General features: G+C 73.8%; 19 protein-coding genes, 1 tRNA gene and 2 pseudogenes. 13 read left to right on the top strand and 9 right to left on the bottom strand.

From position 1 onward, the window contains the following. Positions 1-286: pseudogene (locus AB0D94_RS24680) on the bottom strand (hypothetical protein); the annotation flags it as partial. A gap of 141 nt (positions 287-427) precedes the next feature. Here AB0D94_RS24680 and AB0D94_RS24675 point away from each other — a divergent pair. Beyond that, positions 428-1,609 carry a cytochrome P450 gene (locus AB0D94_RS24675; RefSeq protein WP_362055579.1) on the top strand — a complete coding sequence of 394 codons (1,182 nt, stop codon included), beginning with the start codon at positions 428-430 and terminating at the stop codon, positions 1,607-1,609. A gap of 45 nt (positions 1,610-1,654) precedes the next feature. Here AB0D94_RS24675 and AB0D94_RS24670 read toward each other — a convergent pair whose 3' ends face one another. Continuing rightward, entirely contained in the window at positions 1,655-2,074 is a 420-nt protein-coding gene (locus tag AB0D94_RS24670) for a DoxX family membrane protein (protein WP_362055577.1), read from the bottom strand. 163 nt (positions 2,075-2,237) lie between these two features. Between AB0D94_RS24670 and AB0D94_RS24665 the strand changes: the two genes are divergently transcribed. The 3 genes from AB0D94_RS24665 to AB0D94_RS24655 all read left to right on the top strand — a co-directional run bounded on the left by AB0D94_RS24665 (position 2,238) and on the right by AB0D94_RS24655 (position 5,763). Beyond that, entirely contained in the window at positions 2,238-3,626 is a 1,389-nt protein-coding gene (locus tag AB0D94_RS24665; protein WP_362055575.1) for a M20/M25/M40 family metallo-hydrolase, read from the top strand. Between the two features lie 182 nt (positions 3,627-3,808). Then, the gene (locus tag AB0D94_RS24660) at positions 3,809-5,119 is read left to right on the top strand and encodes a sensor domain-containing protein (protein ID WP_362055573.1); all 1,311 of its coding nucleotides are present in this window, start codon (positions 3,809-3,811) and stop codon (positions 5,117-5,119) included. Further along, on the top strand, positions 5,107-5,763 hold the full coding sequence (locus AB0D94_RS24655) for a response regulator transcription factor (protein ID WP_362055571.1): 657 nt from the start codon (positions 5,107-5,109) through the stop codon (positions 5,761-5,763). The genes AB0D94_RS24660 and AB0D94_RS24655 overlap by 13 nt, the downstream gene beginning before the upstream one ends. Before the next feature lie 165 nt (positions 5,764-5,928). On the opposite strand, the gene AB0D94_RS24650 is transcribed toward AB0D94_RS24655, so the two are convergent. Both AB0D94_RS24650 and metG read right to left on the bottom strand, forming a co-directional pair. Further along, the gene (locus AB0D94_RS24650; protein WP_362055569.1) at positions 5,929-7,191 is read right to left on the bottom strand and encodes a glycosyltransferase 87 family protein; all 1,263 of its coding nucleotides are present in this window, start codon (positions 7,189-7,191) and stop codon (positions 5,929-5,931) included. Positions 7,192-7,432: 241 nt separating this feature from the next. Next, on the bottom strand, positions 7,433-9,151 hold the full coding sequence (metG, locus tag AB0D94_RS24645; protein ID WP_362055567.1) for a methionine--tRNA ligase: 1,719 nt from the start codon (positions 9,149-9,151) through the stop codon (positions 7,433-7,435). Positions 9,152-9,615: 464 nt separating this feature from the next. On the opposite strand from metG, the gene AB0D94_RS24640 reads away from it, so the two are divergent. Beyond that, positions 9,616-10,146, top strand: coding sequence for a sigma factor-like helix-turn-helix DNA-binding protein (locus AB0D94_RS24640; protein WP_362055565.1), 531 nt, complete (start codon positions 9,616-9,618; stop codon positions 10,144-10,146). Positions 10,147-10,934: 788 nt separating this feature from the next. Next, a pseudogene (locus AB0D94_RS24635) lies at positions 10,935-11,654 on the top strand (IclR family transcriptional regulator C-terminal domain-containing protein); the annotation flags it as partial. 289 nt (positions 11,655-11,943) lie between these two features. Here AB0D94_RS24635 and AB0D94_RS24630 read toward each other — a convergent pair. The 3 genes from AB0D94_RS24630 to AB0D94_RS24620 all read right to left on the bottom strand — a co-directional run bounded on the left by AB0D94_RS24630 (position 11,944) and on the right by AB0D94_RS24620 (position 14,756). Then, entirely contained in the window at positions 11,944-13,248 is a 1,305-nt protein-coding gene (locus tag AB0D94_RS24630; protein ID WP_362055563.1) for a cation:proton antiporter, read from the bottom strand. 236 nt (positions 13,249-13,484) lie between these two features. Then, positions 13,485-13,572 (bottom strand) — tRNA-Leu (locus AB0D94_RS24625). Positions 13,573-13,814: 242 nt separating this feature from the next. Further along, positions 13,815-14,756, bottom strand: coding sequence for a beta-ketoacyl-ACP synthase III (locus AB0D94_RS24620; protein WP_362055560.1), 942 nt, complete (start codon positions 14,754-14,756; stop codon positions 13,815-13,817). A 205-nt stretch (positions 14,757-14,961) separates the two neighbouring features. On the opposite strand from AB0D94_RS24620, the gene fdhD reads away from it, so the two are divergent. Then, positions 14,962-15,792, top strand: coding sequence for a formate dehydrogenase accessory sulfurtransferase FdhD (gene fdhD / locus AB0D94_RS24615; RefSeq protein WP_362055558.1), 831 nt, complete (start codon positions 14,962-14,964; stop codon positions 15,790-15,792). Between the two features lie 21 nt (positions 15,793-15,813). On the opposite strand, the gene AB0D94_RS24610 is transcribed toward fdhD, so the two are convergent. Continuing rightward, positions 15,814-16,254, bottom strand: a complete 441-nt coding sequence (locus tag AB0D94_RS24610) for a (2Fe-2S) ferredoxin domain-containing protein (protein ID WP_362055556.1) — start codon at positions 16,252-16,254, stop codon at positions 15,814-15,816. Between the two features lie 9 nt (positions 16,255-16,263). Further along, a complete protein-coding gene (locus tag AB0D94_RS24605; protein ID WP_362055554.1) occupies positions 16,264-17,316 on the bottom strand; it encodes a bile acid:sodium symporter family protein in 1,053 nt (350 codons plus the stop codon). 152 nt (positions 17,317-17,468) lie between these two features. Here AB0D94_RS24605 and AB0D94_RS24600 point away from each other — a divergent pair, with 152 nt between their 5' ends. The 6 genes from AB0D94_RS24600 to AB0D94_RS24575 all read left to right on the top strand — a co-directional run bounded on the left by AB0D94_RS24600 (position 17,469) and on the right by AB0D94_RS24575 (position 26,102). Beyond that, positions 17,469-18,320 carry a LysR substrate-binding domain-containing protein gene (locus AB0D94_RS24600; protein ID WP_362055552.1) on the top strand — a complete coding sequence of 284 codons (852 nt, stop codon included), beginning with the start codon at positions 17,469-17,471 and terminating at the stop codon, positions 18,318-18,320. Positions 18,321-18,465: 145 nt separating this feature from the next. Further along, positions 18,466-20,289, top strand: coding sequence for a long-chain fatty acid--CoA ligase (locus AB0D94_RS24595; RefSeq protein WP_362055550.1), 1,824 nt, complete (start codon positions 18,466-18,468; stop codon positions 20,287-20,289). A gap of 112 nt (positions 20,290-20,401) precedes the next feature. Continuing rightward, a complete protein-coding gene (locus tag AB0D94_RS24590) occupies positions 20,402-21,664 on the top strand; it encodes an ABC transporter substrate-binding protein (RefSeq protein WP_362055548.1) in 1,263 nt (420 codons plus the stop codon). A gap of 10 nt (positions 21,665-21,674) precedes the next feature. Next, positions 21,675-24,380 (top strand): ATP-binding cassette domain-containing protein, encoded by a 2,706-nt coding sequence (locus AB0D94_RS24585; RefSeq protein WP_362055546.1) that lies wholly within the window; start codon positions 21,675-21,677, stop codon positions 24,378-24,380. Further along, positions 24,377-25,159, top strand: a complete 783-nt coding sequence (locus AB0D94_RS24580; RefSeq protein WP_362055544.1) for an ABC transporter ATP-binding protein — start codon at positions 24,377-24,379, stop codon at positions 25,157-25,159. Before AB0D94_RS24585 ends, AB0D94_RS24580 begins: the two co-directional genes overlap by 4 nt. A 94-nt stretch (positions 25,160-25,253) precedes the next feature. After that, positions 25,254-26,102, top strand: coding sequence for an aldo/keto reductase (locus AB0D94_RS24575; protein ID WP_362055542.1), 849 nt, complete (start codon positions 25,254-25,256; stop codon positions 26,100-26,102). The last annotated feature ends 10 nt before the right edge of the window (positions 26,103-26,112 follow it).

Below are 26,112 nucleotides of genomic sequence, written 5' to 3'. Positions count from 1 at the left end.
GTCCCGGCCCGGCCGGCCGCCCGGGGGCCTCAGCGGGCCGGGGGGCCGTCCCGGGGTGGTGCACGGTCGGCCGCCCGGCCCCGGGCACGACGCCCGGCAGCGGGGGCCGCGCGGACGGACGTACGGAGGGCGGGCGGGCGGCGGGGTGCCCCGGCTGCCCGGCCGGAACGCACACGTCGATCCGGGCTCCGCGTCCGTTGCCGTCGCCCGCGACCGCCACGTGGCCGTGCAGCGGGCAGAGCGCCGCCACCAGGCCCGCTCCGGCGAAGTACTGCCAAGCGACCACCGCGCGTCCTCCCGATTCCGCAACAGTTGTAGGGGTTACGGCTGAAAAAACGATCACGGCCCCGCTTCGATACGCGGCAGACAGGTCAAGATCCCTGCCGCAGGGGTCACTTCAAGCCATCGGCGGCAGTAGCCTGCCCCGATGGACGAGTGGGAGCGTTGGGAACGGCGGGTCCAGACGGCCGCGCACCCCGTGGCGTACCGGCTGCTGAACGCGGCCCGGGCGCGCGGCCCCGTGGTGCGGGTGCCCCGGGTCGGGGTGGTCGTCGCCGACGCGCGCCTCGCCCGTGAGGTGCTCACGGACCCCGAGCGCTACACCCAGACAGGGCCGGGCGCGGCGGGCGGCCTGTGGTCGGCGGTGCTCGGCCCGCGGGTGCTGATCAACATGGAGGGCCCCGAACACGCGGCGCTGCGCCGCCGGCTGGGCGGGCTGTTCACGCCGGGCCATGTGGCGACGGTCTGCGAACGGGTGCTGCGCGCCCCGCTGGCCGGCCTGGAGCAGCGGCTCGGCGCGGGCGAGGAGGTGGACCTCGTACGGGTCGTCCGCGAGGGCGCCACCGGGGTGATCCGGGAACTGGTGGGCCTTCCCGACTCCGCGGCCGACTTCGCCGAGGCCGCGGCCGTGCTGTCGACGGTCCGGCTCTGGCGCACCTCGCTGACCGGGCGTCAGACCGACCGCGCCCGGGCGGCCCTGGCGCGGCTGAGCGAGGCGGCCGTGGCCGCGTACCGGGCCGGTGACGAGTCCACCGTGCCGGGGCGGCTGCGCGCGCTGGGCCTGGACGAGGCCGAGGCGCGGGGCGCGGTCGGGGTGTTCCTGCTGACCGGCACCGAGACGCTGGTCTCCTTCATACCCCGGCTGGTCGCGCTCGCCCACGACACCGGCCGGGGGCCCGACCGGATCACCGACGCGCTGATCGAGGAGGCCCTGCGGGTCACCTCCCCCACGCCCGTGATGCTGCGCAGCGCGGCCCGGGCGGGGCGGATCGGGGGCGTCCGGGTCGAGGCCGGGGAGCGCGTGGTCATCGCCACCCTGCTGTGCACGCGGGCGTACGGGCCCTTCGCGCCGGACCGGAGCCCCGGGGGCGCCCCGGCGGGCTGTCCCCGCGAGGGCGCGCCGGACCCCGCGGAGCTGCGGAGACTGTGGTTCGGTGCCGGGCCGCACTTCTGCCTGGGGATGCCGCTGGCCATGGCCGAGATCCGGGCGGTGGCCGGGGCCCTGCGGGGCTTCCCGGGGCTGCGCGTCGTCGGGCGGCGCCCGGCCCGGGGGGTGCTGATCCCGGGCTACGCGAGCTTGTCGCTGCGCGCGGGGCTCCCGGCGACGTAGGGGGTCCAGGGGTCCTGGGCCTTGCACTCCCGGTCGACGGACCATTCAGCTGACCGAGAGGGCCGGACCCGTGACCATGAGGCCGAGGTCGTGTCCGGCGTAGGCGAAGAACGCGAAGATCACGAGGGCCGCGCCGCCGAGTGCCGCGTCCTTGAAGAACTGCGTCCGCTCCGTCATCTGGGCCTGCGGGTCGCTCTCCTTCCAGAAGGCGTGCATCAGCAGGGCCGCCGAGAAGCAGAAGGCCGCCAGCGCGAGCGCGCCCAGGTCGGCCCAGATCCCGAGGCCCACGCTCACCGCGCCGGCCAGCACGACCAGACCGCTGACGAGGGTGGCGGGGACGGCCATCGGCACCCCGCGGGAGGCGGTGTACCCCGCCATCTCGCGGGTCTTCGTCAGGTGCAAGACCCCGGAGGCGACGAAGAGGGCGACGAAGAGCAGGCGCCCGATCAGCACGAGGACATCCATCCCGGCCTCCCTGGAGATCACACACGGAGCCTTATGGCGCTTATGCCTGCCTTACTATGATCCACTCGTTCGGCCCAGTCCGCCACGGCGCCCGCCCCTCCCCCGCCCGATGATCGGAGCATCATCCGGCAGGGATCAGCCGGGGTCAGAGAGACGGTGGCCGATGGAACCGGAGCACCCGAGCAGCCTGGAATCCCGCGCCGACGCCCTGATGGACGGACTGCGGGCGGACCTGGAGCGGCTGGCGGCCATCCCCTCGATCGCCTTCCCCGGCTATCCGCCCGAACCCGTCCAGCAGGCCCACGATCTGATCGTCTCCCTGCTTCGCGAGGCAGGGGTGCCCACGATCGAGCGGATCGACCTGCCCGGCACCGCCCCGGTGATCTACGGCGAGATCCCGCCGCCCGAGCCGGACGCCCCCACCGTCCTGCTGTACGGGCACTACGACGTCCAGCCCGCGGGCGACGAGTCCCTCTGGCACTCCCCGCCCTTCGAACCGACCCCGGTGCCCGGCGGCCTGCGGGCCCGCGGCGTCGCCGACGACAAGTCGAGCGTGATCGCCCACCTCGGCCTCCTGCGCCTCTACGGGGGCCGCCCGCCGGTCGGGATCAAGCTGGTGATCGAGGGGCAGGAGGAGTACGGCAGCCCCTTCGACGAGCATCCGCCCACCGACCCCGGGCGCTTCGCCTGCGACGCCGTGGTCATCGCCGACCTCGGCAACCTCCGGCCGGGCACCCCCACGCTGACCACCGGCGTGCGCGGGGCCTGCGAGGTGACGGTGGAGGTGCGCACCCTCGCCGAACCGCGCCACAGCGGCGAATTCGGCGGCGCCGCCCCCGACGCCCTGCTGGTCCTCCTGCGGGCCCTGGCCACCCTGCACGACGCGCGGGGCGACGTGGCCGTGCCGGGGCTGCGGCGCGAACCGTGGGACGGGACCACCTACACGGACGAGGAGTTCGGCGACCTGGCCTCCGTCGTGGACGGCCTCCCGCTGATCGGCACCGGCTCCCTCGGCGAACGCCTCTGGAGCGGGCCTGCCGTCACCGTCACCGGCCTGGACGCGCCTGCCGTGGACCACGCCGCCTCGGCGGTGGTCCCGTACGCCCGGGCCAGAGTGAACCTGCGCTTCCACCCGCTCCAGGACCCGCTGGAGGCCCGCGCGGCCCTGGTGGAGCACCTGCGCGCGCAGCGCCCCTTCGGGGTCCCGCTCACCGTCACCCCCGGGGACACCGGGCCCGGCTTCGAGGCGCGTACGGGCGGGCCGGCGTACCGCGCGGCGCTCACCGCGCTCAAGGAGGCCTGGGGCACGGAGGCCTCGTACGTCGCGACGGGCGGCTCCATCCCGCTGGTGAACGGCCTCGCCCGGGCCGCTCCCGAGGCGGAGGTCCTGCTGTTCGGCGCCCAGGACAGCATGTGCAACCTGCACGCCCCCAACGAACGGGTGCTGCTGTCCGAGCTGCGCAACACGGTGGTGGCGATGGCCGCCTTCGTACGGGAGTACGCGGCGGACTACCGGTCGGCGCGCCCGGGCGACGCGGGAGGGACCCGGTGACGACCGCGACCCCGCCGCCCGCCGTACCGCGGACCGCCGGACCGAGGTCGGGTACGGCCGCTCCCTGCGCTTCGTGTGGCTCCCGCCGGCCGTCCTGTCCGTGCTGATCTGCGGCTTCGTGGCACTGGGCGCCGCGATGTGACGCTCCGGCACCTTCCGCGGCGTCACCTAGAGTTGTACGCATGTCCGACTCCGCACCCCTCCCCGAGCCGGGCCGCGAACCGCCCGTCGCCGTCTGGGCGGTGCTGCGGCAGCCCCTGGGCTTCCTCGGCTCCTGGTGGCCCTGGCGGTGCTGGGCGTACCTCGGCAGCGGGTTCCTCGTCGGCTACCCCGCCCTGATCGCCCTGGCCCTGCTCTTCGGCCTCGGGGTGCTGCTGGCGGTGGCCGGGATCGGGCTGCTGCTCCTGCTCGGCGCCGTCGCGGGCGCGGTGCCCCTGGCGGCCCTGGAGCGGCGGCGGCTGCGGTGGGTGGAGCCCGCGCGGGTACCGGACCCGCACGTCTCACTGGCCGGCGCGGGGCCCGGCGCCTGGCTGCGGACCCGGCTGCGGGAGCGGGCCACCTGGCGCGAGCTCGGCTACGCCGCCCTGCTGGGGCCGGTCTTCGGGGCGGCCGGGCTGGGGGTCGTCGCGCTGCTGGCCTTGTCCCTGATCCTCGTCGCCACCCCGGTCATCGCCTGGGCCATCGCCCCGGACACGATGATGCTGATCCCCGGCCGGCCGCTCTCCGGCCCGCTGGAGGCGCTGGGCGGCACCGCCGCGGGACTGCTCTCGCTGGTGGTGGCGGCGTACGCGGGGGCCCTGCTCGCCGGGGCCCAGGTGAAGACCGCCCGGCTCCTGCTCGGGCCGCGCGAGGAGGACGACCGGGTACTGGAGCTCACCCGCTCCCGGGTCCGCCTCGTCGACGCCTTCGAGGCCGAACGGCGGCGCATCGAACGGGATCTGCACGACGGCGCGCAGCAACAGCTGGTCGCGCTCAGCATGACCCTGGGGCTCGCCGAAATGGAACTGCGCAAGGTCCCGCAGGCCGCCGACGCCGCCGTGCTGGTGAGCCGGGGCCGCGGCGAGGCCAAGGTCGCCCTGGAGCAGCTACGGGACCTCGTACGGGGCATCCACCCGCAGGTCCTCACCGACCACGGGCTGGCGGCGGCCGTGGCCGAGGTGGCCCTGCGCCATCCCGTACCGGTGTCCGTGGACCTCGACGTGCCCCGGCTCCCCGAATCCGTGGAGGTCACGGCGTACTTCACCGTCACCGAGGCACTGGCCAACGCGGCCAAGCACAGCGGCGCCTCGCACGTCACCGTCGTCGGTAGGGTCGAGGGCGGCCGGCTCACCCTCCGCGTCACCGACGACGGCCGCGGCGGGGCCGATCCGGGCGCGGGAGCGGGACTGACGGGACTGGCGGACAGGATGGCGATGTTGAAGGGCAGGCTGGTGGTCTCCAGTCCGGTCGGCGGACCGACCGAACTGAGGGCGGAGGTCCCGTGCTCCGGCTGATCCTCGCGGAGGACTCCGTCCTGCTGCGCGCCGGGCTGACGGAACTGCTCACGCGCGGCGGGCACCGGGTCCTGGCGGCCGTCGGCGACGCCGAGGAGCTGGTGCGCGCGGTGGAGGCCGAGCGGCCGGACGCCGTCGTCACCGATGTCCGGATGCCGCCGGGCCTGCGCGACGAGGGGCTGCGGGCCGCGCTCGAACTCCGCTCCCGGGACGCCTCGTTGCCGGTGCTCGTCCTCTCGCAGTACGTGGCCACCGCGTACGCGACCCAGCTGCTCACCGGTGCCTCGGCGGCCGGGCTGGGCTACCTGCTCAAGGACCGGGTCGGCGAGGTGGCCGAGTTCCTCGACGCCCTGGAACGGGTCGCGGCCGGCCAGACGGTCATCGACCCGGAGGTGGTACGGGTCCTGCTCAGCCGGCGGAGCACCGACCAGCCCTTGGCCCGGCTCACCCCGCGCGAGCGCGAGGTGCTGGCCCTGATGGCCGAGGGGCTCAACAACCAGGCCTTGGCGGGCCGGCTCTTCATCACCGAGGCCGCTGTGGTCAAGCACGCGTCCAGCATCTTCACGAAGCTCGACCTGGACTCCACGGAGGGCAACCGCCGGGTCCTCGCGGTCCTCGCCCACCTGTCGGGGCAGCAGGCCTGAAGCCGCCCCCCGGAAGGGTTCACCAGCGCGCCGCGCGCAACCGCGGGCGCCTCGGCCCCGGACGCCCCGGCCGTGACCAGCAGGCCGGCGGCCAGGCCGCGGGTCTTCGGCGATCAGCAGCTCCACGGCAGCAAGTCGGTCCAACTGACCAACAGTTGGGGCCCGTCAGGCGAAACGCGTGCCCCGCCCTGCCGCAGGCCCTTCCGCAGGCCCTTCCGCCGGCCCTTCGCCCGGTCCTTCCGCCGACCGCTCCGCCCGCCGGGTGCGGAGGGTCCGGAAGGAGCCCGTCACGATGCGCGAGGTTCCCGGTACGGCCGCCGAGCGGGCCCAGACCGCCAGCAGGAGCGGCAGGGCCAGGTACCCGAAGCGGCCCGCGGGGGCCAGCAGGAAGGCCAGCGTGAGGCCGAGGGCGAGGCGTTCGGCCGCGGCAACCAGCGTGCGCGGCGGCCGCACCAGCAGCGAGAGCGCCACGGCCAGACCGCCGACTGCGAGCAGACCCACCGTCAGGTACCAGCCCCAGGTGCCCAGTTCGGCCAGCAGCCGCCCCGGCAGCGGACTGCTCGCCGGGGTCTCGACCTCCGCCCGCCCGGTCGGGAAGGCGAACACCTGCCGCCACAGCTCCCCCGGCTGGAGCAGCGCTCCGGGCAGCACCAGCAAGGCCGTACCGGCCGCCGCCACCAGCCCGCAGCGGGCCACCGCCCGCCCTCCCCGGCAGACCGCGAGCAGAGCGGCCACCACCGCGACGGCGGGCAGCGCCGTCCACTTCAGCGCGCACGCCCCGGCCAGCGCCGCCCCCGCCAGGACCGGCCGGCCGGCCGCCGCGGCCGCCAGGGCGAGGCAGCACAGCCCGGCCAGCGGCAGGTCCACCCCGCTCACCGCCAGCGGCAGGGCCACCACCGGAGAGGCCACCAGTACGGCCGGCAGCGCGGGCCGGACGCCGCCCAGCACCCGCCGGGCCGCCCACAGGCACCCGAACAGGACCGCCGCGCACCAGATCCGGGCATCGCCCAGCAGCCGTACCGGCCAGCCCCCGCCGTCGCCGCCGAGCAGCGCCCGCGGGAGGCCGAGCAGGGCCATGCCCGGGAGGTAGGGGGTGTACTCCTCGACCCGCGCGGGCCGGTCCACGTACAGCCGGCCGGACTCCAGCAGGAGCCGCCCCGACCGCTCGATGACCGTCACCTCCGACTGCCCCTGCCCGGTCAGCACGAGCCAGACCAGGGGCAGCGCGACGGCCCCCAGCAGGGCCGCGGCGAGTGCCTCGCGGCGGCGGCCGAGGCCGGTCGCCAGAGCCGCGCCCAGGTACCCGGCGGCCGCGCACCAGCCCCACAGCCGGTGCGGTTCCAGTGCGGAGAACAGCGGGAAGGACAGGGCCCAGGCGGCCGCGAGCAGCCAGCCCAGAATCCGGTGAACGGTGCGGGAAGGGGTCATGGGCCCATTCCAGCCGCACGCCCCCCGGCCGGTCTGCACGCCCAGGCGGACTCTTTGCGGTGGGGTTTTCCCTACCCGTACGGGAAGCCCGTACGGCAGCCACGTACGGAAGGCCCGTACGAAAGCGCATGTACGGGAGCGTGCCTACGCAAGCCCGTACGGGTACGCGGGAGGGGCGCGACCCCGTCGGGTCGCGCCCCTCCCGCTCTCAACGAGCGTCCGCTACGGGCGGGTTGCCGCCTCAGGCCGCTTCGGGAGAGCCGCCGAAGCGCTCCCGGTACGACTCCAGGTCCTCTTCGGTGATCTTCGCGAAGAGCACCGGCGGCACGGTGAACGGCGTCCCGGCCGGAACCGAGTCGAGCGCCTTGGCCTGCTCCGGGGTCACCCACGTCGCCGTGTCGTCGGCGAGCGCGAACGCGGAGCGCATGGCGCGCGCCGAGGCCGGGATGAGCGGCTCGGAGACCACCGAGTAGAGGTGGATGAGGTTCATCGCGGTGCGCAGGGTGAGCGCCGCGCCCTCGGGGTCGGTCTTGATCTCCAGCCAGGGGGCCTTCTCCTCCAGGTAGGAGTTTCCGGCCGACCACAGGGCGCGCAGCGCGGCCGCGGCCTTGCGGTACTGGAGCTCCTCCATGTGGCCCTCGTACTCGGCGAGGAGCTCGGCGATCTGCTCGCCCAGCTTGGCCTCGGCCCCGCCGGCGGCGTTGCCCGCCGGGACCTCGTCGCCGAAGCGCTTGCGGGAGAAGGAGAGCACCCGGTTGACGAAGTTGCCGAGGGTGTCGGCGAGGTCCTTGTTGACCGTGGCGGTGAAGTGCTCCCACGTGAAGGAGGAGTCGTCGGACTCGGGCGCGTTGGCGATGAGGAAGTAGCGCCAGTAGTCGGCCGGGAGGATCTCCAGGGCCTGGTCGGTGAAGACGCCGCGCTTCTGCGAGGTGGAGAACTTGCCGCCGTAGTACGTCAGCCAGTTGAAGGCCTTGACGTAGTCGACCTTCTTCCACGGCTCACGGACACCGAGCTCGGTGGCCGGGAACATCACGGTGTGGAAGGGGACGTTGTCCTTGGCCATGAACTCCGTGTACCGGACGTCGTCGGCCTCGTACCACCAGGACTTGTAGTCGCGGTTCTCCGGGTCCAGGTCCGACCATTCCTTCGTCGCACCGATGTACTCGATCGGGGCGTCGAACCAGACGTAGAAGACCTTCCCCTCGGCGGCCAGCTCGGGCCAGGTGTCGGCCGGTACGGGGACGCCCCAGTCCAGGTCGCGGGTGATGGCGCGGTCGTGCAGGCCCTCGGTCAGCCACTTGCGGGCGATGGAGGAGGCCAGCTGCGGCCACTCCGCCTCGTGCTGCGCGACCCAGCCCTCGACCTCGTGCTGGAGCTTGGACTGGAGGAGGAAGAGGTGCTTGGTCTCGCGGACCTCCAGCTCGGTGGAGCCGGAGATGGCCGAGCGGGGCTCGATCAGGTCCGTGGGGTCCAGGACGCGGGTGCAGTTCTCGCACTGGTCGCCGCGGGCCTTGTCGTAGCCGCAGTGCGGGCAGGTGCCCTCGACGTAGCGGTCCGGGAGGAAGCGGCCGTCGACCGGCGAGTAGACCTGCCGGATCGCGCGCTCCTCGATGAAGCCGTTCTTCTGGAGCTGGCGCGCGAAGTGCTGGGTGATCTCGCGGTTCTGCTGCGAGGAGCTGCGGCCGAAGTAGTCGAAGGACAGCGCGAAGCCGTCGTAGACCGCCTTCTGGGCGTCGTGGGCCTGGGCGCAGAACTCGGCGACCGAGAGACCGGCCTCCTTGGCGGCGAGTTCGGCGGGGGTGCCGTGCTCGTCGGTGGCGCAGATGTAGAGGACGTCGTGGCCGCGCTGGCGGAGGTACCGGGAGTACACATCCGCCGGAAGCATCGACCCGACCATGTTGCCCAGGTGCTTGATCCCGTTGATGTAGGGAAGCGCGCTGGTGATCAGGTGTCGAGCCATCCTCGGATGCTCCATTTCATATATGCGGTACCACGTGGCCTGCAGGGGCGATGATGCGGTTCATCGTATCGAACCGCCCGAAGGCGACGTCCCGCTTTTTCACTGGGTGGACATACGCGAAAGCGAGGGCAGTGACCTCTCCGTCACGGCCCTCGCAAGGGGCCAATGTTACAGCCGGTGGGGGATGCCCCCGACCCCGGCGCGACGGTCACGCCCCGTACACCGCCATGGGCGACCGGCATATGCATACGCGCTGGTTAAACGCCTGCCCGATCGACATCGATCACCGGTCGATCATCACCGAACGTAATATTTCCAGGTTTCTTCTTCTGCGCCCCCCGGATGCGCCCGCGCTGATTTCCTGAGCCACGCACAGGGGATGAGGTGGAACGGTGAGCGATGGCGGACCGGAGGAGTCCGGTGGGGCCGTGGGACTGCCGAGCCGGCGCCGACGGCCGACTCCCATGAGCCAGTGGGACGCGGCGGCGCGCCTGTCGTACTGGGCCTTCCACGCGGACAGGCGGCCTGCGTACATGCGTTTCGCGTACCTGCACCTGGGCTCGGACGCGGCGGCGGAGCAGACGGTGGACGCCACCTTCGACTCGATCATGAGCGAGTGGCTCCGGATGCTCCACATGGACCGCCTCGACGCCTACGCCTGGACCGTCCTCAAGCACTGCATAGTCGACGGGCAGCGCCGCCGCGCCCCGTGGCAGCAGCGCCCCGAGCCGATGGACATCAGCGCCTTCGAGGCCGCCCTCAAGGAGGCCCACGCGGACCAGTACGAGGTACTGACCGACACCATCCGCTTCTACTCCGCCGTCTCCCGCCTCGCCGAGCGGCAGCGCGACGCCGTCCTGCTGCGGTACGGGCTGCGGTGTTCCCCCGGCGAGGCCGCCGCCGTGATGGGCGTCGACGAGGCCACCGTCGGCTCGTACCTCGGCCAGGCGCACCGGCGGCTCTCCCGCCTGCTCGACACCCCCGCCGAATCATGAGCGGCCACGACCGGTACGCGCCGCCGGACGGGCACGGCACCCCCCGCTCCCTCGCCGAGTTCCTGGACCGGGCGGGCGTCCGCGACCGCTACCGGCACTACGACCTGGGCGCCGCCGAGGTCCGGCTGCTGCGCGCGCCGCACGCACCCGTCACCCCGGCCCGTACCCGCCGCCGCTCCTACGGCTGGAGCGACCCCGCCCGGGACTGCCCGCTCGACGCCGAACGGGCCCGCCGCGACCTCAAGGCCGTCTGCCTGGCCTCCGTGTGCTCACCGAAGGCCGCGGCGCAGCTCGGCTCCTTCGTCGCCCACGCGCACACCGACCTGGCCGGGGCGGTCGTCTTCGGCTGCCTGCTGCACCTGGCCGGGCTGCGCGAGGGGGCCCGGTTCTGGTGGCAGTTCGCCGCCGGTTCCGGCAGCCCGTGGACCGCCACGGCGGCCTACTGCCTCTTCCTCGACCACTCCCGCCGCGGCGAGCACCACGACGCCGGGCTCTGGGCCCGTGAGCTGGGCCGACGCGGTTTCCGGCCGAGCGGCCGGCGCGATCTGCGGGAGGTCCGGCTGTGCGCGCAGGCAGCCGTCCTGCGCTACATCGACCAGCTCGACGACCCCGACCTGGGCCCGGTGCCGCTGCCCAGACCAGGGCTGCCCGGGGTACTGGCCGCGTTCCGGCCCCCGCCGGCCGCCGTGCCCGCGGCCGCGCCCCGGCCGGGCGCCGGCCCGCTGCGCCACCCCGCGCTGACGGCGGCGGCCCGCGGCACCGTCGTCCAGGCCGGGACCAGCGAGGCCCTGGCCGAGGCCCGCCGCGCGCTGGCCGTCGTACGGGTCCTGGAGCGGCATCCGCTGGGGGTGCGGGCCGTCCAGCTGGGGCGGGAGTCCGGCCTCGGCGAGACGGAACTCGGGCCCCTGCTGGGGATGCTGTGCGAGGAGGAGTACGCGTACCGCCCCGGTGCCGGGGTGTACGCGCCGGGGCCGGCCCTCGACCGGCTCGCCGCGCCCGGCGGCAGCGGCCTGGCGGGCCAGCTCCAGCGCACCCTGGCCCTGGCGCGGGACAGCGCCGGGGCGGCGGTGTACCTGAGCCGGTACGCCGAGGGCGAGGTCCGCATCACGCAGATGGCCGACGGGCCCGGCACCCCGCCGGTGCGGGAGTGGGTGGACTTCCGGGAGGCCGCGCACGCCAGCGCGGTCGGCAAGTGCCTGCTGACCCAGCTCGACCACGACGGCCGCGCCGACCACGTGGCCCGGCACCGGCCCGCGCGGCTCACCCCGCACACCATCACCGACAGCCGAGCCCTGTTCAGCGCCCTGGACGCGGTGGCACCGGGCGCGCCCGTCTTCGACCTGCGGGAGTACGCGCCCGGGGTCGTGTGCTCAGCGGTGCCGATCGCCACCGGCGACGCGGCCGGGAGCCTCGCGCTCTCCCTGCCCGCGGTGCACGCCCACCGGCTGCCCGCGGCCACCGAGGCGCTGCGCCGCAAGGCCGTCCCGGTGCTCCTCGCCCTGCTCCTCAGCGGGGCGATCCCGCCGGACGCCCCGGCCGCGCCGGCCGCGCCCGATCCCCTGGCGGCCGGGCCCCCGGCGCCCGCGTCCGGGGCCGGGCCCGCGTCCGGGCACGCGCGGGCGCCGGTCACCCCGGAGACCCTGCGCCACCTGCGCCGGCTCTTCCGCACCCCGCTCACCGGCGCCGCCACTCCGTCCGACGGCCCCCATCTGGTCAGCGACAGCGCGGCCGCGGCGGCCTACCTCTTCGACGCCGCGCCGCACACCGGCCCGCCCCGCCTGTCCCTCCCGCACACCTTCACCGAGGTCGCTCCGGGCAGCCTGACGACACCGGAGGGCCTGGTGGTCCTGCATACGTGACGGGAGCCCGCCGGGCCCGCGACCGGCGCCGCACCAGGATCAGCAGCGGCTGGGTCAGGACCGTGGTGGCCAGGGCCATCAGCACGAAGACGGTGTACAGCGGTCCGGTGACCAGCCCGGCCTGCAGGCCCGCGTTGAGCACGATCAGCTCGGTGAGCCCCCGCGTGCTCAGCAGCACCCCTATGGTGCGGGCGTCGTCGCGGCCCACCCCGCAGAGCCGTGCCGCGCCCCACCCGCTGACCACCTTGACGAGTACGGCGAGCAGCGTGACCGCCACCAGGACGGGCAGACCGGAGCCGTCCAGCCCGCCGACCGCGACGTTGCTGCCGGAGACCACGAAGAAGAAGGGCAGCAGCAGGCCCGAGACCTCGTGGAGCGGTCGCAGCAGGCCCGCGTCGAGGGTGCCGCCGGCCTCGCGCGGAACCACCACTCCGGCCAGCAGGGCGCCGAAGATCACATGGAGTCCGAGGGCACTGGTCACCCAGGCGCAGGCGCAGGCGAAGCCCGCCAGTACGGCCGGCCGGTACGAGGCGTCCAGCTCGCGGCCCCACAGCAGCCGGCGCAGCAGCGGCCGGGCGCCGAGCAGCATCGCGGCGGTGAAGAGCAGTACGAGCAGCAGCCGCAGCGCCCAGTGGGGCCCGTCGTGGCCACCGGCGTCGAGCAGGGCGCCGATGAGCACCGTCCAGCCCATGACGTCGACGAGTCCGGCGGCGGACATGGCGATCACCCCGGGCAGCGACTCGGTCAGCCCGTTCTCCCGCACGATGGCGGTGAGGACGGGTACCGCGGTGATGGAGAGGGCCACGCCCAGGAACAGCACGGCGGAGACCGGCATCCCGGTCGGCGCACCGAGCCGTACGAGCTCCTCGCGGAAGAGCAGTGCGGCTCCGGTGCCGGCGGCCAGGGGGACGAGGAAGGCCGCGAGGGAGACCGCCACCACGGTCCGCGCCCGCCGCTTGAGGATCGAGAGGTCCAGCTCGTAGCCCACCGCGAACAGGAAGAGGACCAGGGCGAGTTGGGACAGCGCATTGAGCATGGGGGCGATCTCGGGCGGGAACAGCAGGCGCGCCGCGCCCGGCGCGAGGGCGCCGAGCAGGGTCGGCCCCAGGGCGATTCCGGCGACGAGCTGCCCCACGATCACCGGTTGCCGCAGCCGGTGCGCACAGCGCCCCGCGGCATGGGCGACGACCATGACGACGGCCGAAGCACCGACGAAATGCGTGATCATCGCGTCCGGGCTCATGGGACCCCTCTGCGGTCGGGACGGACGAGGCCCGGCCGAGTATGGCGCCCGCGCGACGCGCATCCGCACCGCTCCCCGCAAACGGCGCGGGACTTCCGGAACTGGATTCCCCGCGACCGCCCCGCCGACGAGCGCACGACCCGCTCACCCGGCGAACGCACCACGCGTCCCGCCGGCGAGCACGGAAGCGCCCCGCCGGTGAACGCAAAAGAACCCCACCGAAGTGGGGTTCTTGCTGGTGTCCGAGGGGGGACTTGAACCCCCACGCCCGATAAAGGGCACTAGCACCTCAAGCTAGCGCGTCTGCCATTCCGCCACCCGGACCAGGTGGTCGGCCCCGGTTTCCCGCGGCGACATGGACAACAATAGCAAAGGATCGGCGGGGTCCGGACCACTTATTCGCTCGGCCGTGATCCCGCCACGCCGCGCTGACCTGCACGCATGCACAGCACGACGCCGCGAGACGGATCGTCTCGCGGCGTGTGGTGGCCTTCGGTGGCGCCCCCGCCGGGCCAACACGCCCAGAACTCAGGCGGATCGGCCGGACGGGTGGTGCGCGGTCCGGTTCAGGGGCAGCGGATGACCTGGCCCGCGTACGAGAGGTTGCCGCCGAAGCCGAAGAGGAGGACCGGGGCCCCGGAGGGGATCTCGCCCCGCTCGACCAGCTTGGAGAGGGCCATCGGGATGCTGGCGGCCGAGGTGTTGCCCGAGTCGACGACGTCGCGGGCGACCACGGCGTTGACGGCGCCGATCTTCTGGGCCAGCGGCTCGATGATCCGCAGGTTCGCCTGGTGCAGGACGACCGCGGCCAGCTCCTCCGGGGTCACCCCGGCCTTCTCGCACACCTTGCGGGCGAGGGGCGGGAGCTGGCTGGTGGTCCAGCGGTAGACGGACTGGCCCTCCTGCGCGAAGACGGGCGGCGAGCCCTCGATCCGGACGGCGTGGCCCATCTCCGGGACCGAACCCCACAGCACCGGGCCCATGCCGGGCTCCGCGCTGGCCTCGACGACGGCCGCGCCCGCGCCGTCGCCGGTGAGGACGCAGGTGGTGCGGTCGGACCAGTCGGTGATCTCGGTCATCTTGTCGGCGCCGATGACCAGGGCACGGGTGGCGGAGCCGGCCCGGATCGCGTGGTCGGCGGTGGCCAGGGCGTGCGTGAAGCCCGAGCAGACCACGTTGAGGTCCATGACCGCGGGCCCGCCGCCCATGCCCAGCTTGGCGGCGACGCGCGCAGCCATGTTGGGCGAGCGGTCGATCGCGGTGGAGGTGGCGACCAGGACGAGGTCGATGTCGTCGGGGCTCAGTCCGGCGCTCGCCAGGGCCTTGCCCGCCGCCTGGAAGGCCAGCTCGTCGACCGGCTCGTCCGGGCCCGCGATGTGGCGGGTCCTGATGCCGACCCGGGACCGGATCCACTCGTCGGTGGTGTCGACCATGGCCGAGAGGTCCTCGTTGGTGAGCACTCTCGCGGGCTGGTAGTGCCCTAGCGCCACCACTCGTGAACCGGTCATGGGCGGGGTCCCCCCTCGTACGGAAGTCAGGATCACCCAGCTTCGCCTGCTACTGGTGGGTACGGGTGCGCGTGACCCGACAGGATTCCGGGGCCGGAATTTGGAGCTTCCCGAGGACCTTGCTGCCGGGAGCGGCACGTAAAGCGGAACCGGGAGAATGACCTCGTCGGAAGTTGACGAGAACAGAAGGGGTGGGCTGATCACCATGGGACGGGTCACCGAGCGCCGCCGTGTCGTCCGGATCCGGAACGGTACCGCCGGGATCCGGCCGGACACGCTGGTGGCCGAGGAGCCGCTGGAGATACGGCTGAACGGCAAACCGCTGGCCATCACGATGCGTACCCCCGGCGACGATTTCGCGCTGGCGGTGGGCTTCCTGGTGAGCGAGGGGGTCCTCGGCTCCGCCTCGGACGTGCGGGCCGTCACCTACTGCGAGGGCGCGGACGAGGACGGAGTCAACACCTACAACGTGGTGAACGTGCAGCTGGCCGCGGGCGTTCCGGTGCCGGACATCACACTGGAGCGGAACGTCTACACCACCTCCTCCTGCGGCCTGTGCGGAAAGGCCAGCCTGGACGCCGTCCGTACCGCGACCCGGTTCCCGGGGGCCGCCGCAGCCGATGCGGTACGCGTCCCCGCGCGGGTCCTCGGCACGCTCCCGGACCGGCTCCGCGCGGCCCAGAAGGTCTTCGACCAGACCGGCGGGCTGCACGCGGCCGGCCTGTTCTCGGCCGGGGGCGAGCTGCTGGACGTACGGGAGGACGTGGGGCGGCACAACGCCGTCGACAAGGTGGTCGGCCGGGCCCTGCAAGCGGGCAGGCTGCCGCTGACCGGGGCCGTCCTGCTGGTGTCGGGCCGGGCCTCCTTCGAGCTCGCGCAGAAGGCCGTCATGGCGGGCATCCCGGTCCTGGCCGCCGTCTCGGCCCCGTCCTCGCTGGCCGTGGACCTGGCACTGGAGTCGGGGCTGACGCTGGTGGGGTTCCTGCGCGGGGCGGACATGAACATCTACGCGGGCGAGGAGCGGATCACCCTCTGACCAGCCCCCGCAGCACCCGCTTCAGCGGTTCCGGCGGCTGCGGCGCGAGGTAGAGGACGGGGAAGCGGCCGGCTTGGGGTCCGGGGGCTCGATGCGGTGGAGGTCGAGCGTGTCCGGGAGGGGGGTGGAGCCCGGGCCGCCGGCTTCGGCCCAGGCGATGATCTCGTCGGTCGCGGTGTCGTCCAGGGCCCAGCCGAACCAGGCCGCGCGGGCACCACGGCGGCGGGCCTCGCTGGTGGGCTGGACCACGATCACGTTGGCCTGCGCGCAGGGGCCGAGGCAGTCGCTCGTACGGACGGCCAGCCGGCCCCCGGAGGCGGCGGCCGCCGCGCGCAGCCTGGCGAGCTGCCCGGCGTGGTCGGAGCCGGGATTCTTGCGGGGGTCTCCGCAGCAGCAGCCGCGGCAGACCACCAGGGTGCAGGGGCGTTCGGCGCGGGCGGCGATCGGGCGTGTCCAGGTCACCGCCGCACGTTACCGGGCCTGCGGGGCGGGGTGTTGGGAGGGACGGGAGACGTCCGCCACACGCCCGGCGGGAAGTTCGGCCCCGGAGACCTCGGCCGGGTCCTGGGCGCGCCGGCGGGCGAGGACCGCGCAGACCATCAGCTGCATCTGGTGGAACACCATCAGCGGCAGCACGGCAAGGCTCGCCTGGGCCCCGAACAGGACGCTGGCCATGGGGAGTCCGGCGGCCAGGCTCTTCTTCGAGCCGGCGAACTGGATGGCGACGCGGTCGGCGCGGTCGAAGCCGAGCCGCTTCGCGCCGTACCAGCTGACGAGCAGCATGACGGCGAGGAGCACGGCCTCCACCAGCAGCAGGGCGCCGAGGCGCGGGAGGCTCACCTGGTGCCAGATGCCCGCGGCCATGCCCGCGCTGAAGGCCGCGTAGACGACGAGCAGGATCGAACCGCGGTCGACGCGGCCGAGGGCCCGCTTGTTGCGTGCGAGGAAGCCGCCGACCCAGCGGCGCAGGACCTGTCCGAGCAGGAAGGGCAGCAGGAGCTGGAGGACGATCCGGAGCAGGGAGCCGAGGGAGAAGCCGCCCGCGTCGCCGCCGAGCAGGGCGGCGGCGAGGAGGGGGGTGAGGAGGATCCCGGCGAGGCTGGAGAAGGAGCCGGCGCAGATCGCGGCGGGAACGTTGCCCCGGGCCATCGAGGTGAAGGCGATGGAGGACTGGATGGTCGAGGGGACCAGGCAGAGGAAGAGCAGTCCGCTGTAGAGCGGGGGCGTGAGCAGGGTCGGGACCAGGCCCCGGGCGGCCAGGCCCAGGAGCGGGAAGAGCAGGAAGGTGCAGGCGAGCACGGTGACGTGGAGCCGCCAGTGGCGCAGTCCGTCGAGGGCCTCGCGGGTGGAGAGCCGGGCGCCGTAGAGGAAGAAGAGCAGGGCCACGGCGGCGGTGGCGGCGCCGTCGGCGAAGGTGGCGGCCGCGCCGCGGGCGGGCAGCAGGGCCGCGAGGCCGACGGTGCCGAGCAGGGCCAGGACGTACGGGTCCAGGGGCAGCCGGGCGGGGAGGTGCGGGCGGCGCATGTGCGGGGTGCTCACTTGCTCTCGGGGCGGGGTGCCGCCCGGGGGCCGGTCGGGGTGCTCCCTCCATGGTCGGCGGGAGCGGGTCATCGGGAAACCCGCACACCGCACTCACTGTCATCGCGCTTCGTGATGACGGGCGTAGCCTGGGCGGTATGTACGACCCCGTCCAGCTGCGCACCTTCCTCACGGTCGCCCAGACCCTCAGCTTCACGCAGGCCGCCGGGCGGCTGGGAGTGGGGCAGTCCACGGTCAGCCAGCACGTGCGGCGGCTGGAGGAGGCGACGGGCCGGCCGCTGTTCGCCCGGGACACGCACCGCGTGGAGCTGACGGAGGACGGCGAGGCGCTGCTGGGCTTCGCCCGGACGATCCTGGAGGCGCACGAGCGGGCCGCGGCCTTCTTCGCGGGCACGCGGCTGCGCGGGCGGCTGCGGTTCGGGGCCTCGGAGGACTTCGTGCTCACGCGGCTGCCGGAGATCCTGGAGGGCTTCCGGCACGAGCATCCCGAGGTGGATCTGGAGCTTTCGGTGGAGCTTTCGGGCACGCTGCACGAGCGGCTGGACGCGGGGCGCCTCGATCTGGTGCTGGCGAAGCGGCGGGGGCCGGGGGACGAACGGGGCCGGCTGGTGTGGCGGGACCGGATGGTGTGGATCGGGGCGGAGGGGCTGCGGGTGGACCCGGAGCGGCCGGTGCCGCTCATCGTGTTCCCGCCGCCGGGGATCACCCGGGCCCGGGCACTGGAGGCCCTGGAGCGGGACGGGCGGGCGTGGCGGATCGCGTGTACGAGCGGCAGCCTGAGCGGGCTGGTCGCGGCGGCGCGGGCGGGGCTCGGCGTGATGGCGCACACCCGGGGGCTGATCCCGCCGGGTCTGGTGCGGATCGGCGGCCTGCCGGAGCTGGGGCCGGTGGAGTTCGCGCTGCTCCAGGGGCAGCGGCCGACCCCGGCCTCGGACGCTCTGGCCGCGGCCGTCCTCGGCGGCGCGGACCGCCTCAGCCGCACCACGTGACCGGCCCGTCCCGGCCGTACCGCCGGGTCGGTTGCGCACTCCGGAAGGGTCCCGCTGCGGAGGTCTTGTGGAGGAATCCGCAGGCTGATCACCTGTAGCCGGGCGTGGGATAGCGTCACCGCGCTGTGCGGAGAGGAGCGGGTCCTTGCGCGAGATCACCGTCCCACCGGTCGTCACGGGGGTGCCCGTCGGCGGCCTGGCCGACACCGTCTTCCAGCATGCCCGCCAGGATCCCGGCCGGGTGGTGCTCGGCCGGAAGACCGCGGGGATCTGGCGCGATGTGACCTCCGGGGAGCTTGCGGCGGAGGTGCTCGCGCTGGCGAAGGGGCTGCTGGCCCAGGGGGTGCGGTTCGGGGACCGGGTCGCCGTGATGTCCCGTACCCGGTACGAGTGGACTCTCTTCGACTTCGCCCTGTGGGCGGTCGGGGCCCAGCCCGTCCCCGTCTATCCCACCTCCTCGACGGAGCAGGTGCACTGGATCCTGTACGACTCCGAGTGCACGGCCTGCGTCGTCGAGAACGAGGACCAGGCCATGACCGTGGGCTCGGTGATCGACCGGCTGCCGCGGCTGCGCCGGCTGTGGCAGCTGGACACCGGCGCGGTGGACGAGCTGGTGGCCGCCGGGAGCGGGGTCGCCGAGGACGTGGTGCACCGCCACCGGGGCGCCGTGACCCCCGACGCGATCGCCACCGTCATCTACACCTCCGGTACCACCGGCCGCCCGAAGGGGTGCGTGCTCACCCACGCGAACTTCATGTACGAGGCCGACACCCTGGTGCACCGCTGGGAGTCCGTCTTCCAGGCCCGGGCGGGCGAGCAGCCGTCCACCCTGCTCTTCCTTCCGCTGGCCCACGTCTTCGGGCGGATGGTGGAGGTGGCCGCGGTCCGGGCGCGGGTCAAGCTCGGGCACCAGCCGGTGCTGGCGGCGGCCGAGCTGCTGCCCGATCTCGCCGCGTTCCGGCCCACGTTCGTGCTCGGGGTCCCGTACGTCTTCGAGAAGGTCTTCGCGGCGGCCCGCCGCAGGGCGGAGGCGGACGGTCGCACGGGGCCCTTCGACCGGGCGGTGGAGACGGCGGTGCGGTACGCGGAGGCGCGCGAGGAGAAGGCCTTCGGCATCGGCCCGGGCCCTTCGGCCGGGCTGCGGATGGAGCACCAGCTCTTCGAGAAGCTGGTCTACGGGAAGGTCCGCGAGGCGATGGGGGGCCGGGTGCGGCACGCCATGTCGGGCGGTTCGGCGATGTCGCGCCGTCTCGGGCTGTTCTTCGAGGGCGCCGGGATCACGGTGTTCGAGGGGTACGGGCTGACGGAGTCCTGCGCGGCGGCGACGGCGAACCCGCCGGGGGCGACGAAGTACGGCACGGTGGGCCGGCCGATCCCGGGCAGTACGGTGCACATCGCGGAGGACGGGGAGGTCTGGCTGCACGGCAGCCACATCTTCTCCGGCTACCTCAACGACCCGCACTCCACGGAGGCGGTGCTGCGCGGCGGCTGGCTGGCGACCGGGGACCTGGGGCGGCTCGACGAGGGCGGCTACCTCACCATCACGGGCCGCAAGAAGGAGATCCTGGTGACCTCCAACGGCAAGAGCGTGGCCCCCAACGCCCTGGAGGAGCGGGTGCGTTCGCATCCGCTGGTGGCGCAGTGCGTGCTGGTGGGCAACGACCGGCCCTATATCGCGGCGCTGCTCACGCTGGACATGGAGGGGGTCGCGCACTGGCTGTCGATGCGCGGGCGTCCGCAGCTGCGGGCGGCCGACCTGGTGAACGACGCGGACCTGACGGCGGAGGTGCGCCGGGCGGTGGTGGCCGCCAACACCCTGGTCTCGCAGGCCGAGGCGATCCGCAACTTCCGGGTGCTGGCGGAGCAGTTCACGGAGGAGCAGGGGCTGCTGACCCCCTCGCTGAAGCTGAAGCGGCGGGCGATCGAGAAGGCGTACGCGAGGGAGGTGGCGGCCCTCTACCAGGCATGACGTTCCCTTCCGATGGATTCTGACGGGCCATCACTTTACCGCGTCATCGATATTGACGATCCGTCAGGTACCGCACAGAATGCGGGGATTCCGACCGGAGGGGATCCCTTACATGTTGCGACCGATCCGCACCCTGGCCGCCGCGGCAGCGGCCCTCGCGCTCGTCTCCGCCTGCAACTCCACCTCCGACGGCACCGCCCCCGGAAAGCCCGGAGCCGCCGGGAACTCCCGCGGGGTGACCGGCGAATCCATCAAGGTCGGCGGCATCGTGTCGATGACCACCGCCAGCGGCTACAGCAAGAAGGACACCGACCTCGGGGCCAAGGCCCGGTACCTCAGAGCCAACGCCGAGGGCGGCGTCCACGGACGCAGGATCGACTACCTCGGCGCGGAGGACGACGGCCAGGACCCGGCGAAGAACCTGGCGGCCGCCCGCAAACTCGTCCAGCAGGACAAGGTCTTCGCGGTCTCCCCCATGAGCTCGGTGACCTTCTCCGGGGCCGACTTCCTGGAGCAGGAGAAGGTCCCCACCTTCGGCTGGGGCACCCTGCCCGCCTTCTGCGGTCCGAAGTACATCTACGGGTTCAACGGCTGCCTGGTCCCCACCCCCGGCGGCACCCTCAACCAGACCTGGCCCGAGGGCATCGCCCAGATCCTCGGCGGGGCCCGGGGCAGATCGGTCGCCGTCATAGCCAACGACAGCGACGCCGGGAAGTTCGGCATCCGCACCTTCCAGCAGGGCTTCACCAGCGCCGGGTTCACGGTCTCCTACGCCAAGGCCTCCGTACCCGGCACGGCCGTGCCGAACGACTGGTCCGCGTACGTGAAGGAGATCATGGAGAGCAACGGCGGCAAGGCCCCGGACGCCGTGGTCTCCGTCATGCAGACCCCCAACAACATCGGGCTGTTCACCGCGCTCAAGCGCAGCGGCTACAAGGGCCTGCTCTCCGACCCGACCGACTACGACCCGGGCCTGCTCGCCAAGGACGCCACCAAGCAGGCCCTCGACGGTGTGCACGTCCTGCTCCAGTTCCAGCCCTTCGAGTCCACCGATCCGCAGATGGCGCAGTTCAAGGCCGACATCAAGGCGGCCGCGGGCGGCCAGGAAGTACCGCTCAACATGCACATGTTGACCGGGTACATGTCGGCCGACCTGTTCGTGTCCATCGCGAAGAAGGCGGGCAAGGACCTGACCGTCGAGTCCTTCCAGGCCGCTGCGCAGAGCTTCTCCGACACCGGCACTCTCGTCGGCGACCGGTCGGAGCCCAAGGGGCAGAAGGACAGCTTCGGCTGCGGGGCACTCGTACAGCTCAAGAACGGCGCGTACGAGGTCTCCGTCCCGTTCAAGTGCTACGAGCCCATCCCCTTCAAGTAGGGGAGCCGGCATGGGAGATCTGCTCGTCTTCGTACTGAGCGGTCTGGTCTCCGGCGCCCTGTACGCACTGCTCGCCACCGGGCTGGTGCTGTCGTACTCGGCGTCCGGGCTGTTCAACTTCGCGCACGGGGCCACCGCCTACCTGTGCGCGCTCACCTTCTACGAGTTGCACTCGGGGCTCGGGTGGCCCGCCGTCCCCGCGGCGCTGCTGGTGGTGCTCGTGCTGGCCCCGGCCCTGGGCTGGGGGCTGGACCGGCTGATGTTCCGGCGGCTCGCGCGGGTCGGCGAGACCGCGCAGATCGTCGCCACCATCGGCCTGCTGGTGGCCCTGCCGGCCGCCGGGCTGTGGGCGGTGGAGCTGCTGGCCGACGCGGGCGCGCCCGTGAAACCGGCGGAGAACCAGTTCGGGCTGCCGGGGGTGGGGCCGAGCCCCGCGAAGTCCTGGCAGCTCGCGGAGGGCGTCGGCATCGACTCCGACCAGCTGATCACCTGGGTGGTGACGGCGCTGATGGCGGTGGCCCTGTGGGTGCTGATGCGGCACACGCGGCTGGGGCTGCGGCTGCGCGCCGCCGTCGACAACCGGTCGCTGACCGAGCTGCGCGGGATCAGCGCCGACCGGCTGTCCTCGGTGGCCTGGATGATCGCGTCGGGGCTGGCCGGGCTGGCGGGTGTGCTGGCCACGCCCCTGCTGGGGCTGTCGGCGCACGACTTCACCCTGTTCCTGTTCGTCTCGGCGACCGCGGCTGTCATCGGGCGGTTCGCCTCCGTGCCGCTCGCCTTCGCGGGCGGACTGGGCTTGGGCGTCCTGCAGAACCTGGTGGCCGGGTACGCGTCCTTCGCCGAGCGGATCACCGGCTTCCGCACCGCGGTGCCCTTCCTGATCCTCTTCGCGGGCCTGCTGGTGCTCACCCGGCGGGCCCGGACCGCGGGGGTCGCGGCCGCGGACGCACCGCCGGTGGACCATCTGGCCGGAGCGTCCTGGGGCCGGCGGTGGGGGGTGTGGGCGGCGGGCGCGGGACTGCTCTGCGTCGCCTTCTACACCGTGACGACCCCCTTCTGGAGCGGGCTGCTGGCGCAAGGGCTGGCCATCGCCCTGGTGTTCATGTCCTTCACCGTGGTGACCGGGCTCGGGGCGATGGTCTCGCTGGCCCAGGCCACCTTCGTGACCGGTGCCGCGCTGGTCGCCGGGCTGCTGATGAGCCGGGGCTGGCCGTTCGTCGCGGCGCTGGCGGTGGGCACCTGCGTGGCGGCCCTGCTGGGGGCACTGGCCGCGCTGCCCGCGCTGCGCCTCGGCGGGCGGTCGCTGGCACTGGCGACCCTGGCGCTGGCCTTCCTCGCCGACCAGGTGCTGTTCCAGCTGAGGTGGCTGCGCAACGGGGATGCGGGATGGCCTGTCCCCCGGCCGGTGTTCGGGCCGGTGGACCTGTCCGACGACCGGGCGCTGGGGGTGGCCCTGGTGGTCCTGGTCTGCCTGGCCGCCGCCGCGCTGAGCGCGCTGCGCCACTCCCCGTCGGGGCGGGCGATGCTGGCCGTACGGTCGGCGCCCGCGGCGGCGATGGCCTCGGGGGTGTCCGTACTGCGCACGAAGCTGCTGCTGTTCACGCTGTCGGCCGGGCTGGCCGGGTTCGGGGGCGTCATGTACGCCTCGTACAACACCCGGATCACGGCGACGGACTTCACGGCGATGACGGGGCTGGTGTGGCTGGCGGTCGTGGTGGCCGCGGGCGTGCGCAGACCGCAGTACGCGGTGGTGGCGGGGCTGGTGTTCGCCGTGGCTCCGCGGGTGCTGGCGGACTACGTGACGGCCTCGGCCCATCTGCCGGTGATCCTTTTCGGCCTCGCCGGGCTGGCTCTCGCCAACGACCCGGACGGCTATTGCGCGGCCGTGCCGGTGCGGTTGGCTCGGCGGCGCGCCGCTTCTCGGGGCTCCGCCCCGGACCCCGCGCCTCAAACGCCGGCGGGGCTGGATGTGGGGGCTCCGCCCCCGAACCCCCGCGCCTCAAACGCCGGCGAGGCTGAATTCGCGCCCGCCCTGGAGCTGCGCTCCGTCAAGGCCGGGTACGACGGCGGGCTCGTCCTGCACGGGGTCGACCTCGCCGTGCGGAAGGGGGAGATCCTCGCCGTGCTCGGGCCCAACGGGGCCGGGAAGAGCACCGCGTGCCGGGTGGCTGCCGGGCTGCTTCCCGTAGCGGCCGGCTCCGTCCACGTGGGCGGGCGGGACGCGACCTCCGACGGGGCCGTGCGCCGGTCGCGGGCCGGGGTGCTGCTCGCCCCCGAGGGGCGCGGGATCTTCCCCGCGCTCACCATCGAGGAGAACCTGGCCCTGTACCTCGGGGAGGCCGATGCCCGGGCCGCCGTATACGACCGGTTCCCCCGGCTCGCGGAGCGGCGCGGGATCCCCGCCGGCGCCCTGTCCGGCGGGGAGCAGCAGATGCTCGCCCTGGCTCCGCTGCTCCAGCGGCCGCCCGGGGTGCTGATCGCCGACGAGCCCTCGCTCGGGCTCGCTCCGCGCGTCGTGGACGAGGTGTACGCGCTGCTCACCGAGCTCCGCGACGCCGGGACCGCGCTGCTGCTGGTGGAGGAGAAGGCTGCCGAGATCCTCGGGATCGCCGACACCGTCGCCTACCTCTCCCAGGGCCGGGTCTCCTGGTGCGGCCCGCGGGCCGAGGTGGAGACGGACCGGCTCACCGAGGCCTACCTGGGGATGGCGCCATGAGCGGATACGTACTCCAGGCCCGCGGCGTCAGCGTCCGGTTCGGCGGTGTCAGGGCGCTGACGGGGGTGGACCTCGGGGTCCGGGCCGGCGAGGTGTGCGGGCTGATCGGGCCGAACGGGGCGGGGAAGACCACGCTGTTCGACGTGCTGTCCGGGATCCGGCGGCCCGACGAGGGGCGGTTGCTGCTGGACGGGACGGACATCACCCGCCGCTCCCCCGTCTGGCGGGCCCGGCACGGGATGCGCCGGACCTTTCAGCGCCAGCAGCTCTTCGGGCAGCTCAGCGTCGCCGACAACCTGCTGGTGGCGCAGGAGTGGCGGGGCGGCGGAGGCGGCCTCGCCGCCGACCTCACCGGATTCCCGGCGCGCCGGGCCCGGGAGCGGGACCGGCGGGCCCGGGGCGAGCGGGTGCTGGCGGGCTGCGGGATCGGCGCGCTCGGGACGGCGTACGCGGGCGGGCTGCCCGTCGGGCAGGGCCGGATGGTGGAGCTGGCCCGCGCGGTGGCCGATCCGCCGCGGGTGCTGCTGCTGGACGAGCCCGCCTCCGGCATGTCGGCGCCCGAGCGCGAGCGGCTCGCCGCGGTGGTCCGGCGGCTGGCCGCGCAGGAGGGCTGCGCGGTGCTGCTCGTGGAGCACAACGTGGCCTTCGTGATGGACCTGTGCACCCGGGTGGTCGTACTGGACCTCGGGACGGTGCTCGCCGAGGGCACACCGGCGGAGGTCCGGTCGGACGCGCTCGTCCGGGAGGCGTATCTCGGGAGCTCCCCCGGCGCGCCGTGAGGACCGCGCCGGGCGGCGGGAATACGTCGTACGAGGGGCCGGTTGTGGCCCCTCGTACGACCGCCGCATCACCGACCCGAGGGAACTACCCGACGTGAATCAGGTCCCCACCGTCCAGCTCAACAACGGCACGCTCATGCCCCGGCTCGGCTTCGGCGTCTGGCAGGTGCCGGACGCGGAGGCGGAGCGCGCCGTCGCGACCGCGCTGGAGGCCGGCTACCGCAGCATCGACACGGCGGCCGTCTACGGCAACGAGGGCGGCACCGGCAAGGGCCTCGCCGCCTCCGGGGTGGCCCGCGAGGACCTGTTCGTCACCACCAAGCTGTGGAACGGGCCGAAGCAGACCTGGGACCGGGACGCGGTGCTGCGCGCCTTCGACGACTCCCTCGGCAAGCTGGGCCTCGACCACGTCGACCTGTACCTGATCCACTGGCCGCGCCCGATGCGCGAGGACTTCGTCTCCATCTGGCGGACCTTCGAGGAGATCGCCGCGAGCGGCCGTGCCAAGGCCGTCGGCGTGTCCAACTTCCGCCCGGCGGACCTGGAGCGGATCGCCCGGGAGAGCGCGCTGGTCCCGGCCGTGAACCAGATCGAGCTGCACCCGCTGTTCCCGCAGGCCGAGCTGCGCGCCGTACACGCCGAGCGCGGGATCGCCACCGAGGCCTGGTCCCCGCTGGGGCAGGGCAAGGAGCTGCTGACCCTCCCGGCCGTCACCGGGATCGCCGCCAAGCACGGCCGCAGCGCCGCTCAGGTGGTGCTGCGCTGGCACCTCCAGCTCGGGAACGTCGTGATCCCGAAGTCCGTGACCCCCTCGCGCATCCGGGAGAACCTGGACGTCTTCGGCTTCGAGCTGGACGCGGCCGACATGGCCGCGCTGGACGCCCTGGGCTCGGGCGCGGCGGCCCGCCGGATCGGTCCGGACCCGGCCGTCTTCGACGTGTGAGCGGCGGCCG

The organism is Streptomyces sp. NPDC048255, from assembly GCF_040652415.1.
Taxonomy (GTDB): Bacteria; Actinomycetota; Actinomycetes; order Streptomycetales; family Streptomycetaceae; genus Streptomyces.
The sequence above is the reverse complement of the archived record's forward strand: the minus strand, read 5'-3'. Positions and strand labels throughout refer to the sequence as shown.

Excerpts from the sequence above, each read along its gene's own strand:
- AB0D94_RS24675 (WP_362055579.1), top strand. The coding sequence starts at position 428 with ATGGACGAGTGGGAGCGTTGGGAACGGCGGGTCCAGACGGCCGCGCAC.
- AB0D94_RS24670 (WP_362055577.1), bottom strand. The coding sequence starts at position 2,074 with ATGGATGTCCTCGTGCTGATCGGGCGCCTGCTCTTCGTCGCCCTCTTC.
- AB0D94_RS24665 (WP_362055575.1), top strand. The coding sequence starts at position 2,238 with ATGGAACCGGAGCACCCGAGCAGCCTGGAATCCCGCGCCGACGCCCTG.
- AB0D94_RS24660 (WP_362055573.1), top strand. The coding sequence starts at position 3,809 with ATGTCCGACTCCGCACCCCTCCCCGAGCCGGGCCGCGAACCGCCCGTC.
- AB0D94_RS24650 (WP_362055569.1), bottom strand. The coding sequence starts at position 7,191 with ATGACCCCTTCCCGCACCGTTCACCGGATTCTGGGCTGGCTGCTCGCG.
- metG (WP_362055567.1), bottom strand. The coding sequence starts at position 9,151 with ATGGCTCGACACCTGATCACCAGCGCGCTTCCCTACATCAACGGGATC.
- AB0D94_RS24640 (WP_362055565.1), top strand. The coding sequence starts at position 9,616 with ATGAGCCAGTGGGACGCGGCGGCGCGCCTGTCGTACTGGGCCTTCCAC.
- AB0D94_RS24630 (WP_362055563.1), bottom strand. The coding sequence starts at position 13,248 with ATGAGCCCGGACGCGATGATCACGCATTTCGTCGGTGCTTCGGCCGTC.
- AB0D94_RS24620 (WP_362055560.1), bottom strand. The coding sequence starts at position 14,756 with ATGACCGGTTCACGAGTGGTGGCGCTAGGGCACTACCAGCCCGCGAGA.
- fdhD (WP_362055558.1), top strand. The coding sequence starts at position 14,962 with ATGGGACGGGTCACCGAGCGCCGCCGTGTCGTCCGGATCCGGAACGGT.
- AB0D94_RS24605 (WP_362055554.1), bottom strand. The coding sequence starts at position 17,316 with ATGCGCCGCCCGCACCTCCCCGCCCGGCTGCCCCTGGACCCGTACGTC.
- AB0D94_RS24600 (WP_362055552.1), top strand. The coding sequence starts at position 17,469 with ATGTACGACCCCGTCCAGCTGCGCACCTTCCTCACGGTCGCCCAGACC.
- AB0D94_RS24590 (WP_362055548.1), top strand. The coding sequence starts at position 20,402 with ATGTTGCGACCGATCCGCACCCTGGCCGCCGCGGCAGCGGCCCTCGCG.
- AB0D94_RS24585 (WP_362055546.1), top strand. The coding sequence starts at position 21,675 with ATGGGAGATCTGCTCGTCTTCGTACTGAGCGGTCTGGTCTCCGGCGCC.
- AB0D94_RS24580 (WP_362055544.1), top strand. The coding sequence starts at position 24,377 with ATGAGCGGATACGTACTCCAGGCCCGCGGCGTCAGCGTCCGGTTCGGC.